Origin of the sequence: Psychrobacter sp., assembly GCF_049295055.1 — a bacterium.
Taxonomy (GTDB): Bacteria; Pseudomonadota; Gammaproteobacteria; order Pseudomonadales; family Moraxellaceae; genus Psychrobacter.
Genome location: NZ_JBAQQF010000003.1, coordinates 1 through 13,068 on the forward strand (window position 1 = coordinate 1; position 13,068 = coordinate 13,068).

Annotated in this window: 14 protein-coding genes; 9 read left to right on the forward strand and 5 right to left on the reverse strand. The window is 40.7% G+C overall.

Translation table 11 applies throughout. The features are described from left to right. Positions 1–188: 188 nt before the first annotated feature. Positions 189–1,058: an MBL fold metallo-hydrolase gene (locus WAZ74_RS00515; protein WP_422304655.1), complete on the reverse strand. Its 870-nt coding sequence runs from the start codon at positions 1,056–1,058 to the stop codon at positions 189–191. Between the two features lie 360 nt (positions 1,059–1,418). Between WAZ74_RS00515 and WAZ74_RS00520 the strand changes: the two genes are divergently transcribed. The 6 genes from WAZ74_RS00520 (at position 1,419) to WAZ74_RS00545 (ending at position 6,625) form a co-directional block, all read left to right on the forward strand. Next, positions 1,419–1,721, forward strand: a complete 303-nt coding sequence (locus WAZ74_RS00520) for an ArsR/SmtB family transcription factor (RefSeq protein ID WP_422304785.1) — start codon at positions 1,419–1,421, stop codon at positions 1,719–1,721. A 57-nt stretch (positions 1,722–1,778) separates the two neighbouring features. After that, positions 1,779–3,488: a SulP family inorganic anion transporter gene (locus WAZ74_RS00525; protein WP_422304657.1), complete on the forward strand. Its 1,710-nt coding sequence runs from the start codon at positions 1,779–1,781 to the stop codon at positions 3,486–3,488. 252 nt (positions 3,489–3,740) lie between these two features. Continuing rightward, positions 3,741–4,067: a beta-lactamase hydrolase domain-containing protein gene (locus tag WAZ74_RS00530; protein ID WP_413519338.1), complete on the forward strand. Its 327-nt coding sequence runs from the start codon at positions 3,741–3,743 to the stop codon at positions 4,065–4,067. A gap of 138 nt (positions 4,068–4,205) precedes the next feature. Further along, the gene (locus WAZ74_RS00535; RefSeq protein WP_422304660.1) at positions 4,206–4,538 is read left to right on the forward strand and encodes a TIGR01244 family sulfur transferase; all 333 of its coding nucleotides are present in this window, start codon (positions 4,206–4,208) and stop codon (positions 4,536–4,538) included. Between the two features lie 185 nt (positions 4,539–4,723). Beyond that, positions 4,724–5,581, forward strand: coding sequence for a bile acid:sodium symporter family protein (locus WAZ74_RS00540; RefSeq protein WP_422304662.1), 858 nt, complete (start codon positions 4,724–4,726; stop codon positions 5,579–5,581). 300 nt (positions 5,582–5,881) lie between these two features. After that, entirely contained in the window at positions 5,882–6,625 is a 744-nt protein-coding gene (locus tag WAZ74_RS00545; RefSeq protein WP_422304664.1) for a glutathione S-transferase family protein, read from the forward strand. Between the two features lie 88 nt (positions 6,626–6,713). On the opposite strand, the gene ahpF is transcribed toward WAZ74_RS00545, so the two are convergent. Next, positions 6,714–8,294: an alkyl hydroperoxide reductase subunit F gene (gene ahpF, locus WAZ74_RS00550; RefSeq protein ID WP_422304666.1), complete on the reverse strand. Its 1,581-nt coding sequence runs from the start codon at positions 8,292–8,294 to the stop codon at positions 6,714–6,716. Positions 8,295–8,822: 528 nt separating this feature from the next. On the opposite strand from ahpF, the gene WAZ74_RS00555 reads away from it, so the two are divergent. Beyond that, positions 8,823–9,071 carry a YdcH family protein gene (locus WAZ74_RS00555; protein ID WP_422304668.1) on the forward strand — a complete coding sequence of 83 codons (249 nt, stop codon included), beginning with the start codon at positions 8,823–8,825 and terminating at the stop codon, positions 9,069–9,071. A 170-nt stretch (positions 9,072–9,241) separates the two neighbouring features. Here WAZ74_RS00555 and ahpC read toward each other — a convergent pair whose 3' ends face one another. Further along, entirely contained in the window at positions 9,242–9,808 is a 567-nt protein-coding gene (gene ahpC / locus WAZ74_RS00560; RefSeq protein WP_201544516.1) for an alkyl hydroperoxide reductase subunit C, read from the reverse strand. Positions 9,809–10,085: 277 nt separating this feature from the next. Between ahpC and WAZ74_RS00565 the strand changes: the two genes are divergently transcribed. Both WAZ74_RS00565 and WAZ74_RS00570 read left to right on the forward strand, forming a co-directional pair. Beyond that, positions 10,086–10,994, forward strand: coding sequence for a hydrogen peroxide-inducible genes activator (locus WAZ74_RS00565; protein ID WP_422304672.1), 909 nt, complete (start codon positions 10,086–10,088; stop codon positions 10,992–10,994). A gap of 24 nt (positions 10,995–11,018) precedes the next feature. Beyond that, the gene (locus WAZ74_RS00570; protein ID WP_422304674.1) at positions 11,019–11,690 is read left to right on the forward strand and encodes a hypothetical protein; all 672 of its coding nucleotides are present in this window, start codon (positions 11,019–11,021) and stop codon (positions 11,688–11,690) included. On the opposite strand, the gene WAZ74_RS00575 is transcribed toward WAZ74_RS00570, so the two are convergent. Next, a complete protein-coding gene (locus WAZ74_RS00575) occupies positions 11,668–12,273 on the reverse strand; it encodes a methyltransferase domain-containing protein (RefSeq protein ID WP_422304676.1) in 606 nt (201 codons plus the stop codon). The genes WAZ74_RS00570 and WAZ74_RS00575 overlap by 23 nt on opposite strands. 115 nt (positions 12,274–12,388) lie before the next feature. Next, positions 12,389–13,066, reverse strand: coding sequence for a M48 family metallopeptidase (locus WAZ74_RS00580; RefSeq protein WP_422304678.1), 678 nt, complete (start codon positions 13,064–13,066; stop codon positions 12,389–12,391). Positions 13,067–13,068 lie beyond the last annotated feature (2 nt).

A 13,068-nucleotide genomic window follows, 5' to 3' on the forward strand; every position in this document is an offset into this window, starting at 1 on the left:
ACCCTATCGAAAAGAAATGGGCGCAAGCTAAGTTTATACGCCAAGGTTGGATGGAGAATAATCTACCTAAACTGTTTCGTGATATTTGTCCTGGCCATAACAATTTTATTTTGAACTGACTATATTATGGATAGTGTTCTTTCAAAGTTTTTAATTTATTATAAATGTCTATCTAATATATAAAATCATTAACCCAGTACGTTAATCGGTACTTTTAAATAACGGGTACCATTGCTTTCGGGTTTTGGCAGATGACCAGCATCAATATTGATTTGTACTGATGGAATAATCAGCCGCGGCATCTCAAGATTGACATCGCGGCGCTCACGCATCTCGACGAATTCCGCTTCATTAATACCATCTTTCACATGAATATTGGCTAGTTTTTGCGCAGCTACCGTAGTGGTTGGGCAATGCTTTCGTCCTTTACTTGGATAATCATGACACAGATACATGATTGTCTCCTCAGGCAGTGCCAGCAGCTTTTTGATCGACTGATACAGAGTTTTGGCATCGCCACCTGGGAAATCACAACGCGCCGTACCTACATCTGGCGCGAATAGAGTATCACCTACGAAAACCACGGTTTTTTCATCATCGGTGGCAATGTAGGCCATATCAGCACGCGTGTGACCTGGCACATACATAGCAGTGATAGTGATGCTACCAAGCGCTAAGGTTTCGCCGTCATCTGTCAAAATATCGAACTGACTGGCATCGGTGCGAAAGCTGGTATCAAAGTTAAAAATTTGCTTAAATATTTTTTGTACTTCAGTGATGTGTTGACCGATCACCAATTGTCCACCAAGCGTTTCTTTGACGTGTATAGCGCCTGATATATGGTCGGCATGGGCATGGGTTTCTATAATATACACCAGCTCCCAACCATGACCTTTGACAAACGCTATGACTTCATCGATGCTAATAGTGGCAGTACGTCCTGACTTTGGATTAAAGTCTAGTACTGGGTCGACAATGGCACAGACTTGCTGCTGAACATCTGCAAGTACGTGAGTATAAGTTTCTGTGTCGCGATGTAAGAATGAGTGAACTTGCATGGCTACCTCTTGATTATTATATGAATTTTTAACTTTTTATTATGTATTAAGTATAATATGTATTTATAATATTTGAATATACATAGTTTTTATCTCTTAATACTAATATAGCAACCATCACTTAATTTAACAATTTATATAATGTAAATAAATATAATTTAATATTGCTTGCGTTATCCTTGATAATTAACTGTATATAACGATATCTTATCTATAAACTCTGCACTTTCTATTTATATTTCATATAAGGAGCTCGCTCTGACTACTTCCACTTTAGCATTGAGCACACCTGCTACTAACACTAGCGACAATATGTCTCCCAGCGTAGTAGACTTTGCTCCCAATGACCTTGCTAAACAAATGCAACAAGCCTCACTGCAAGCTAGCCAATTATTAAAGTCGCTATCGCACCCTGATCGCTTATTACTCCTATGTCAGCTGACTCAAGGCGAATACTGTGTCAGTGAGCTTGAGCACTTGGTCGGTGTCGGTCAGCCAAGCTTATCGCAGCAGCTGGGTATCCTACGTAAGGATGAGTTGGTCTCAACACGCCGCGACGGCAAGCAAATCTATTACAGTATCGCCAGTGATGATGCTTTAGCGGTATTACAGCTGCTGTATCAGCGCTTTTGTGATGCACCTGACGACGATGCTAATGCCTAACTTGTTAGCTTAACGCTTGCTGTTAATTAATTTTCTTTATTGTGATGATGTATTGCTATGCCTTCTATCGCCGCTCGTCTGATTCCTGCTTGGTTGCGCCACTATCAGATGTCGGCTTTACCGGCTGACATCATCGCAGGACTGGTAGTCGGCGTGCTTGTTATTCCACAAAGCTTAGGCTACGCGGTATTAGCAGGGCTACCACCAGTTTATGGTTTATATGCGGCGATTGTGCCAGTCGCCGTTTATGCGTGGCTAGGCTCTAGTAATGTACAAGCAGTCGGACCAGCCGCTGTTACCGCTATCATGACCGCTAGTGCTTTGCATCCTTATGCTGATAAAGGCGCTGAGCAGTATGTACTGATGGCAGGTTTACTGGCGTTGATGTTAGGCGCTATTTTGTGGCTTGCAGGACAGCTCAAATTGGGCTGGATTATGCAGTTTATCAGCCGTGGTGTATCGGCTGGCTTTATTAGCGGCGCAGCAGTACTCATCTTTATCAGTCAGCTTAAATATTTGACCGCTATACCTATCGCTGGAAACGGCTTAATCGGTTATTTATCTAGCATGCGGATGTATGCCAGTCAATTGCATCCATTGACGCTACTCATTGGCGTGATTGCATTCGTACTTATGGTTATGAATCGCTACGGTAAAAAATGGATTTGGCTATCGTGGCTGTCGCCATCCTATGCTAAATGGGCAGAACGTTTATTTCCACTGATACTGCTCGGTATCGCAATCACCCTGAGCATCAGCTTGCATTGGACAGCCAATGGCGTGGCGACTATCGGTAGTGTTCCGCAAGGACTACCAAGCTTTACTCTTACTTACTTGCCAGACTTCTCTGAAATCCTAAATTTGTTACCTACAGCAGGACTGATGGCGCTAATTGCTTTTGTATCAAGCAGCTCAGTCGCCAGCACTTATGCGCGTCTGCGCGGTGAGACTTTTGATGCCAATCGTGAGCTAACCGGACTAGGGCTTGCCAATATTGCCGGCGGCTTCTTTCAAAGCTTTCCCATCGCTGGTGGCTTTTCACGTACCGCTATTAATGTCGATTCAGGGGCAAAAACACCACTGGCTAGCCTAGTAACCGTACTAGTAATGATTGCCGCCTTGATAGCGTTTGGCGATATTCTTGCCCCTCTACCCTATGCCATTTTGGGTGCGACTATCATGGCTGCTATCATCGGTCTTATCGATATAGCAACTTTAAAATCTGCATGGCAACGTGATCGCTTAGATGCCGCCAGCTTTATGGCAGCATTTGCAGGTGTGTTGATATTTGGGCTAAATACAGGACTAATTATTGGCTTAATGGTGTCTTTTGCCAGCTTGATTTGGCAATCGAGCCAACCACATGTCGCTATTGTTGGTCAACTGGCAGGTACGGGGCATTTCCGTAATATCAACCGCCATGATGTGGTGACATTCCATAATTTATTGATGCTACGTATCGATGAGAGCTTATTTTTTGGTAATAGTGAATCGGTACATCGCCGTGTGATACAAGCGACCCAGCAATATCCAGAAGCGCATGAGATTATTCTTATTATGTCAGCGGTTAATCACATTGATTTTACCGGACAAGAGATGCTCATTAGCCTCAATCAAGAACTTTTGAACCAAAACAAGCATTTAAGCTTTAGCTTTATCAAAGGACCAGTGATGGATATTATTGGGCATACTCCAGTCATTACCAAGCTATCAGGGTACGTTTATTTAAGTACGATGGATGCGGTGAATGCCTTAAAAGACATTTAATCGCTCTTTAATATTTATGTTATTAAGTTAATAATAATTATTGTCTGTGACAACATATAGTTATGATAAAAGCTGTGTTATGCTAAATTATTATAATATCCAAAACTACAGCTTCTAAAACTACAGCCTCTAAAACTACAGCCTCTAAAACCTCTAAAACTACATTTTCTAAAGCTAAAGCCTCTAGAAAATGTGCTTAGCTACAATGCTCTACTTCCTAACGCCCTTTCATATACATGACCGAACTTACTTATGACCGATGACTTAACTATTTATAAGCAAATTTATCCAAGCCAATGCATCAAGATTGCGGAGCTTGGCTACTGTTCTGTGCTCAATATTCGCCCAGATGCTGAAACAGAAACGCAGCCTAATAGCTGTGACTTAGCGCGTGCAACCGCAAAAGCCAACTTGACCTATCATCATCTACCATTTGATGATGAGCGCTTGAGTATGGCAACTGTCGAGCAGTTTGCTGCCTTTTATCGTACGATGCCTAAACCGATATTGATGTTTTGTGGTACAGGCGCACGCGCCAAGCTGCTTTATCAAAGCGCCTTGATGCAAGGTCTGCTATAAAGACTGCTGTAAAGGGTGGCTATAAAAATAGCTATCACGTTTACATACTTCATCTTTAGAAAGCTATCCATTCAGATTAGGCTCTGTAGTTGCATATCAAACTACTCATTTTTAATATAAAAAATAAAAGGAGCTCCTATGAGCCATCAAATTAGCATTACCGGACAAATCACCCCTGATCAAGTGCCTATGCTTGCTGAAAACGGTTTTAAAACCATTATTAATAACCGTCCAGATGGTGAAGAGCCGAATCAGCCAACCAGTGCTGAGATTGCTGCTGCCGCTGAAAAAGCCGGTCTTGCTTATAAAGAAATCTCCTTTGCAGGTAGTGAGCTCAATCAAACTCACGTCGAAGCATTTGCTGACTTTTTTAACCAAGCCGAACAGCCTATTTTAATATATTGCCGTACCGGTGCTCGTTCAACGGGTATCTATGAAGCAGCAAAGCGTATGGATTTATTGGACGACTGATATCATAAGCAATAATGTAAAGCAATAAACCAAGAAGCCCATATAAATATATGGGCTTTTATAATATTTGAGACTATATTTTAAATGACATTAAAACTTCAATCATATTAAGAAACATAGCGCCACAAGGAAAGGGCGTTATGGCATAGCACAATTATAATTGTCAATATTACAAGGAATGTTCTATGAGTAATACCGCATTAGCTCTGCTGCCGCTAGCCCTTGCCTACATTATGTTTACCTTAGGAACAGGGCTCAAACCTAGTGACTTTAAGGTTATCGCAAGTCACCCAAAACCCTTCATTGTAGGCTTAGTTAATCAAGTTATTTTTGTACCACTCGTGGCTTTAGCAGTGGTATTACTAATGTCGCCACCACCTGCCATCGCCTTCGGTATCATGCTGATTAGCTTTTGCCCCGGTGGCGTGACCAGTAATATGCTCACCTACTATGCCAAGGGTAACGTAGCACTGTCAGTTGCTCTCACTGGCGTAGTCAGCCTTTTATCAGTGGTGACCTTGCCTATCTTAATCACTTTGGCTTTCAATCACTTTATGAAAGACCAAGCAGGCTCGATCAGTGCGGTAAAAATAGGCTTAGTCATGTTTTTACTGACCACTTTACCAGTGACCCTTGGTATGCTCGCCCGCTATAAGTTCACTGATTTTATGGTACGTAAAAGCGGTATTCTTAATGGCTTAGCCAGTATCTTTTTTGTCCTAATTGTTTTTGCTGCGATTGCTACCAATTGGCAGCTACTACAAGAGCAATTGGCATCTATTGGGCTCGAGCTTGTGCTGATTATTGTCATATTATTTATAGTCAGTATTTTGACGGCAAAGGCGTTAAAGCTTAGCTGGTTTGATACCAAAACTATCGCCATTGAAACCAGCATTCAAAACAGTACGACCGCGATTACTTTGGCACCTATCATCATGGGCGTCAGTACATTACCAGTCATTGCCCTACCCGCTGCCTTATATGGTGTGCTGATGTATGTGATTGCACTGCCCATTATTTTTCTGATTAGGAATAAAAACTGATTATAGCTCAACGATTTCTATAGTCGATTTAATTTAAGAAAGATATAGTGCTAGTGCTAGTGCTAGTGCTATGAATTTTTCGTAGCCTCTATCACGCTTGTACACAGCAGACTAGAAAAATTTATAGTAGTAGCACCTCGTGATAAATGTATCTTTAAATAAAAATAGACCTACGCTAAAAAATGCTTGTCCAGAACTGGTATTGGTATTTTTTGAAAATTACTAAACTATAGACTGGTTAATTTCTAATATTGAGGACATAATAAATTTTTATTTATACAGCTTAATAGGATTCTTTTTATGCAAAAACCTCTCCTTATCATCGGTAATAAAAACTACTCCTCATGGTCACTGCGAGCTTGGCTATTATTAAAAGCCTTTGACGTTGATTTTGATGAACAGTCTATCCAACTGTTTGCCCCGTCCGCCATACCTACTCTTAAAGCACATTCGCCTACAGGAAAAGTTCCTATCTTAATAAGTGAACAGGGCGAGGAAAAAGTCACTGTTTGGGATTGTCTAGCTATTATAACGTATGCCAATGACTATTTGACGACTACAGACATTTGGTCAGGTAACCCTAAGTCTACCTTAGAAAACAATGACTCTAATTTAAGAAAGAACAGAGCCTATTGCCAAAGTATCGTCGCTGAGATGCATTCTGGTCTGATGGGAATTCGCAGTGAGATGCCAATGAATATCCGAGCAACGGCGCGTATTAAACCAAGCACTGCATGTTTGACTGATATTGCCCGTATTGAGCATATCTTTACAGAATGTCTAACAAACAGATCAGCAGATAGTTATTTATTTGGGCATTTTACGGCTGCTGATGCATTTTTTGCGCCTGTTGTCTTACGACTGCAAACCTATGCCAAGGCTTCAGGAATAATATTAAAACCGTCTACTGAACAATATTGTCAGACTATGCTAAACAATCCTCATGTTCAAGCATGGCAACAAGCAGCTTTACAAGAAGATTATGTTATCGAATCAGACGAAGCAGGTGAGATATTGTCTGTAGAGGGAATCTTAGCTGAGTAGCAATTAGTTACTTTATACTTATAAGCAAAAAACCCGACGCATTAGCATCGGGTTTTTTTATTGGGCGTATAGAAAACTAATTTAAAACTTACTGCATCACTAAATAATCAAACGCTGATAATGCCGCTTTAGAACCTTCACCCATCGCAATATTAATCTGCTTAAAAGGTACGGTCGTTACATCACCACAAGCAAAGATACCTTTGCGATCCGTACGGCAGCGCTCATCAATCTCAATCTCACCAAAGCGGTTCAAGTCGACAAAGCCTTTAACAAACCCAGTATTAGGTATTAAGCCAATTTGGACAAATACTGCTGATAAATCAATCTCTTTAGTCTCGCTAGTATGACGATCTTCATAGACGATAGAGCTGACTTTACCATCAGTCGCTTTAATTTCTTTAGTCGCGGCACTGGTGATGATATCGATGTTAGATTTTTCTTTGGCTTTATTAATCAATACCTGATCCGCTTTTAGCTCATCTGCAAATTCAAATACCGTCACATGCTTAACAATACCTGCTAAGTCAATTGCCGCTTCGATACCTGAGTTACCACCACCAATGACAGAGACGTCTTTACCTTTGAAGAACGGACCATCGCAATGAGCACAGTAGGCCACGCCTTGACCAACGTTTTCATCTTCACCAGGGACACCAAGCTTACGCCATTGCGCACCTGTCGCTAAGATGATACTGCGCGTCTCAAATATCTCGCCAGTATTTAGCTGAATGCTATAGTTCTCATCTTTAGTCTCATTAATCTCTTTGACGCTCACATGTTCTTTCAGCGTAATATTATATTCATGCAAATGTTTAACAAAATTATTCGACAATTCAGTGCCTGTTGTTAAAGGCACAGAAATTAAGTTTTCAATATCTTGGGTATCTTTGACCTGACCACCAATACGATCAGCAACCATCGTCACTTTTAAGCCTTTACGAGCCGTATAAATAGCAGCCGCAATACCTGCAGGACCTGCACCTATGATTGTCACATCTTGCTGCTCTAACTGCTCAGCGTCATCTGTACTGCCTTCGCTTAACAAGTCAGGGAATTGCTCTTGTAACTTTTCAATCAATTTTGCTGTGTCAATTTTACCATTGGCAAAAGGCTTACCGTTTAGGAATACCGCTGGCACACCTTGGATATTATTGGCATCAACTTGTTCTTGGAACAAGGCGCCATCGATCATCTCGTTACTAATACCATCGTTAAGCAATGCAAATTGGTTTAACGCTTGCACAACATCTGGGCAGCTATGGCAAGAAAGTGATACATAAGTCTGAAACTGTAGAGGCTTATTAAAACGCTTCACCAGCTTCTGAATACCTTCGTCCAGTTTTAGCGTATGACCGCCCGCTTGCAAAATCGCTAAGATGAGCGAGGTAAATTCATGTCCGCCAGGAATACCACTAAACACGATACCGTTATCGATCAACTCGCCGTCTATATGACTACGAACGGCAAAGCTAATCGGGCTTGGTAAGCTGTCATCATTATCTGTGCTATTAAAATTAATTTTATCCGTTGTACCAGCGATTTTAGTCAAAAATTCAATCAGCTCGGCACGCTTGCTATGTTCGCCACTACCCAATACAAAGGTAATTGGGCGAGTCATATTTTCACTATAGCTTTTAACCGCGTCTAATAAGCCTTGGTCTATCATGTTTGTTCCTCATTATTATTCAATATGTAACGGCAACTAAGCAGTTGTACGTTTAAAGATAGAAAGTCTAAAGTAAGTAATACTGTTTAAAACGTAATTTGAATAAGGCTTATGCCTTTCGATGTCCCTATTATCATAGGTTTCATAGATTTGAGCAAGCTGAGAAACTCAAACCTTATGTTTAATAAAACCAATCGTAATTTCTTATTCATACTTAATTTTAAAACTACTAGCGAATAACAATCAATGATAATCATAGTATCTACTAATATTTTTCGCTACAATCGAGTGACACCGATAGGAAAAAACCCTTATTAGTGTTATGGCAGATTCGCTTTTAAGCGTGTTTATTAAAAGTCATTTCTGCTTGTATTAAGCCTTATCGCTACCCAGTCAAACAGCGGTCTGTCTTAATATCATCTAGGTCTATAAATCATAGCAATTCATGATAGCAACTCATTACAGCAATCTTAACTAAAATGCGCGGATGCTTATTACAAGCTTGCGCTTCATAACAAGGATGACAACATGAGAAAGACTGACACATGGCAAGATAATAAAGAGATTATTGCGGAGCTTAAGCAGAAAGACAGCCACTTTGCGACTATTTTTGATGAGCATACTCAGCTTGATCAGCACATTAATCAGCTGGATAAAAATTTGGTCACGCATGCCAGTTGCGACGAAGAAATCGAACAAATGAAACGGCGAAAACTGTATTTAAAAGATGAGATTTATAAAATAATTGATAAAAATAGATTAGAGTCTCATGCTTAAATAGTAGCGGTTTTAGATGATCAGATACTATAAGAATTATAATATTAAAGTAAAAAAAAGACCCCGTTAGCATAAGTTAACGGGGTCCCTTTTTAACACTTTATTTAGTATTATCAATCAGCAAACACAGCTTTAAATAATACTAAAATCTTAATCTAATCAATAGCTGCTTAGATTTTACCGACTAGATCAAGACTTGGTTTTAACGTCGCTTGACCGGCTTCCCAAGCTGCTGGGCAAACTTCACCGTCATTTTCACGAACGTATTGTGCTGCTTTTACTTTACGTAGCATGTCTTTTGCACTACGGCCGATACCACCAGCATGAATTTCAGCAACTTGAATCAAGCCATCAGGATCTACTAAGAATGTACCACGCTCAGCAAGACCAGCTTCTTCAATCATGACGTTAAAGCCACGAGTGATACGACCAGTAGGATCGCCAATCATTGGGTAAGTTACTTTACCGATGGCTTCTGAAGAATCATGCCATGCTTTATGGGTGAAATGGGTATCGGTTGATACTGAGTACACTTCTACGCCTAAGCCTTTTAGCTCTTCGTAATGGGCTGCCATATCTTCAAGTTCAGTTGGGCAAACAAAGGTAAAATCGGCTGGGTAAAATAGGAAAATCGCCCAGCTACCTTTTACGTCTTCAGAAGTGATAGTTTTGAACTCACCATTTACAAAAGCTTCTGCTGAAAATTCTGGGATTTCTTGATTAATAATAGACGCCATGAGTGGCTCCTTTTTTGATTGATTAACAGTAAGTGGTTTAAAATTTATTTATAGGTTGGTATCTACTAGCCTTTCTAATATCTGGGCTACCTGACAAACTATACGCGAATTCTATGTTTAATCCAATTAAAAGTATTTAATTTGATGTTTTGTTTTATTAAACTTGTTAAACTATTCTATCTGCTTTTTTTATCTATGTATCAACGCTAATAGATCGTTGACATAAGATAAATAAGTACAATAAATTGCCTAAAAAACCCATTAATAGAGAGGTTTTATGATTACTTTACGCCAACTCGAGTTTGCCTTAGCCGTTGCTAAACACCGTCATTTTAAACGGGCAGCAGAGGACTGTAATATCTCGCAGTCTGCGCTAAGCCTTGGTATCGCAGAGTTAGAAAAGCAGCTTGATACCCAGATTTTTGAGCGTAATAACAAGCAAGTATTGATTACCCCTATCGGTGAAGACATCTTAGTACGGGCACAGCGGGTATTCTCAGAAGTAAATGATTTGACCACGCGCGCGCATAGCCATCAGTCACCGCTTGCCTACCCTATGACCGTAGGTATCATTCCAACGATTGCGCCTTATCTGCTACCAAAGGTACTACCTGCACTGCGTGAGCACTATCCAGAATTTCGCATGACCATCGTTGAGCAGCAAACCGAGCGCTTACTAGAACAAGTACGTTACGGTCATATCGATACCGCTATTATTGCGCTGCCTTATGCCGTAGATGGTTTACATAGCTTTGAGTTTTGGAGCGAAGATTTCTTTGCAGTATTCCCAAAAGATGATGTACATGCAAAGCTAAAAACCATCAATGCTGATGAGCTGGCAACCGCTAACCTTATGCTATTAGGTGAAGGACATTGCCTGACTGATCAGACGTTATCAGTTTGTCACTTCGACCGTGCGCAGATGAAATCTAGCTTTTCGGATGCCAGCTTAAATACGTTAATTCAAATGGCACTTGCTAATATGGGTACAACCTTGGTGCCAGAAATGGCGCTCGATCAATTGCATCTGCAAAACCAAAACGCGGTCGCTGTGCCGCTGGCAGAAAAAGGCCCGCATCGTCATATCGCCTTTGTTACTCGTCTCAATTATGCGCGTGTCGATGATGTCAATTTGCTTGGTAAGCTATTTAAACAAGCGTTTGAAGATGCCGCTGATAAAAGCTAGAAATCTATATATCGTAGGTTAACGATGAATGACGTTTTGCAGGTAAAAATTGAGTTTGGTGAGCGCTTTCAACAGCACTTATCTGCGTTGAATAATGCTGTCGCGCCAGCAGCAGTAAAAGCACTTTGGCTAGATATTGCGACTTACTATAATGAACCACAGCGTGCTTATCATACCTTAAAACATATTCAGAAATTATTTGGAGAGTTTGAGCAGATAAAGCATAACCTGCATGAGCCACATATCATCGCCTTGGCGCTTTATTATCATGACGTGATATATGAGCCAACGCGCTCAGATAATGAATTGAAAAGTGCAGAATATGCAGTAGCAACGTTAAGATGCTATCTGAGTGAGGCGCAATGCCAACATATCTATGCGCTTATTATGATGACTGCTACTCATCAACTTCATAAGTTAGTAGATGAGGATAACGTCAGCGACGCCGCGTATTTATTAGATATGGACTTAAGTATTTTAGGTGCGCCTTGGGCTGAGTATCGACAATATACGCAAGCCGTCCGTCAAGAATATGTACACGTAATAAAAGAGAATTACCGTGTTGGACGCATTGCCATATTAGAAAAACTATTAACACACCAAACGCTGTATCTAACAGCGTATTATCGCGCACGCTTAGAAGAACAAGCTCGAGACAATATCAAATATGAAATCAGTCTTTTACGTGCATCTTGATAAATAACTCGCTACCTTGACGCGCTGGATGTGAATTATAACTCCGCTCCATAGTTTCAATATCAAAATGAGTCTCAAAACACTGCTGATATTCTTCTCTTGTACCGCCGAATGGTGGCTCTTTTCGCCCAAAGTCTTTATCAAATAGTAAACCAACCAACTTACCTTTAGGTTTAAGTAACGCTGCCATGTGCTGGACGTACTCATCACGGCGCGCAGGATTTATCGCACAAAAAAACGTTTGCTCAAGCACCCAGTCAAATTGATATTGCTTAGGCGATAAGTTGAAGAAATCTGCGCAGAGTAAATGCTCAGCTGGAAAATCAGGATAACGCTCAACAAATGCCTCAATTGGTGATGGCGCAAAATCAACCAAGGTAACATTGGTAAAACCTTGCTCATGTAAGTAGCCGACTTCATAAGCATTACCTGCACCCGCCACCAAAACAGCCTGACCTTTAGCCGACTCAGGCAACTGGTCAATATAAGCTTTAAGCGGTGGCGACACCTGTCCCATATCCCAACCGATACTGTCTTGCTCGTAACGCTGCTGCCAAAACTCTACTTGATTGACATTTTCCATAAGACATCCTTGTATGTACGATAGATAAGAATATTATTTAAACGAAATAATTTGTATCGTTATGATTAATCATATCAGTCTTATGACGCTTGTTGATAGTATTCAGATGAAGGGTTTAATCTAACTGTCCCGTCTTCCCTGCCAGCATATTATGCCAACGTTGATAGTCAGGCATCGCTATTGCCACCGTTTGCCAGAACGCAGCACTGTGATTGGCATAATGTAAATGACAGAGCTCATGGACAATAACGTATTCAGTACACTCAATCGGATAAGCAGGTAAATAGACAGACAGCCAAATTCGACGTGCGCGAGTGTTACAGCTACCCCAGCGCGTATGCATCTTTTTTAGGCGTATTTCATTAGCTGTCGCACCGACTATCGGTTGCCATTTATCAAACAATGAAGGTATTACTTCGGAGAGATGTTGCCGATAGTAGGCAATCTTTTCATCGTGGTTTAAAGTGAACGGTTGCGTGATACTCCACAATAAAATTGGGCTATCAGCAATTGAAGATTCGGACGAGGTGCTTTGTTTACGCTTGTATTGTTCTAAAACTTGCGCGTGATTTTCTATCGCCCACGGTACTCTTTTGGCAATAGACGTTGCCATCTGTGCAGAGCTAATAAACTTGGGCACAGATACCATCAATATATTTGGCTTTAAGCGAAAATTGATATTTTTGACGCGCTTTTTGGTTACTTGTAAATTAATACCTGCCTCTAACAAACGCTGAATAGCACTCTCTAATAAAGGCATACTATATACAGGATATTCAGGTGGCAAGTTCATTC

What these genes read in the sequence shown, in the direction of transcription:
- WAZ74_RS00515 (WP_422304655.1), bottom strand. Translation starts at nt 1,058, where the DNA reads ATGCAAGTTCACTCATTCTTACATCGCGACACAGAAACTTATACTCAC.
- WAZ74_RS00520 (WP_422304785.1), top strand. Translation starts at nt 1,419, where the DNA reads ATGCAACAAGCCTCACTGCAAGCTAGCCAATTATTAAAGTCGCTATCG.
- WAZ74_RS00525 (WP_422304657.1), top strand. Translation starts at nt 1,779, where the DNA reads ATGCCTTCTATCGCCGCTCGTCTGATTCCTGCTTGGTTGCGCCACTAT.
- WAZ74_RS00530 (WP_413519338.1), top strand. Translation starts at nt 3,741, where the DNA reads ATGACCGATGACTTAACTATTTATAAGCAAATTTATCCAAGCCAATGC.
- WAZ74_RS00535 (WP_422304660.1), top strand. Translation starts at nt 4,206, where the DNA reads ATGAGCCATCAAATTAGCATTACCGGACAAATCACCCCTGATCAAGTG.
- WAZ74_RS00540 (WP_422304662.1), top strand. Translation starts at nt 4,724, where the DNA reads ATGAGTAATACCGCATTAGCTCTGCTGCCGCTAGCCCTTGCCTACATT.
- WAZ74_RS00545 (WP_422304664.1), top strand. Translation starts at nt 5,882, where the DNA reads ATGCAAAAACCTCTCCTTATCATCGGTAATAAAAACTACTCCTCATGG.
- ahpF (WP_422304666.1), bottom strand. Translation starts at nt 8,294, where the DNA reads ATGATAGACCAAGGCTTATTAGACGCGGTTAAAAGCTATAGTGAAAAT.
- WAZ74_RS00555 (WP_422304668.1), top strand. Translation starts at nt 8,823, where the DNA reads ATGAGAAAGACTGACACATGGCAAGATAATAAAGAGATTATTGCGGAG.
- ahpC (WP_201544516.1), bottom strand. Translation starts at nt 9,808, where the DNA reads ATGGCGTCTATTATTAATCAAGAAATCCCAGAATTTTCAGCAGAAGCT.
- WAZ74_RS00565 (WP_422304672.1), top strand. Translation starts at nt 10,086, where the DNA reads ATGATTACTTTACGCCAACTCGAGTTTGCCTTAGCCGTTGCTAAACAC.
- WAZ74_RS00570 (WP_422304674.1), top strand. Translation starts at nt 11,019, where the DNA reads ATGAATGACGTTTTGCAGGTAAAAATTGAGTTTGGTGAGCGCTTTCAA.
- WAZ74_RS00575 (WP_422304676.1), bottom strand. Translation starts at nt 12,273, where the DNA reads ATGGAAAATGTCAATCAAGTAGAGTTTTGGCAGCAGCGTTACGAGCAA.
- WAZ74_RS00580 (WP_422304678.1), bottom strand. Translation starts at nt 13,066, where the DNA reads ATGAACTTGCCACCTGAATATCCTGTATATAGTATGCCTTTATTAGAG.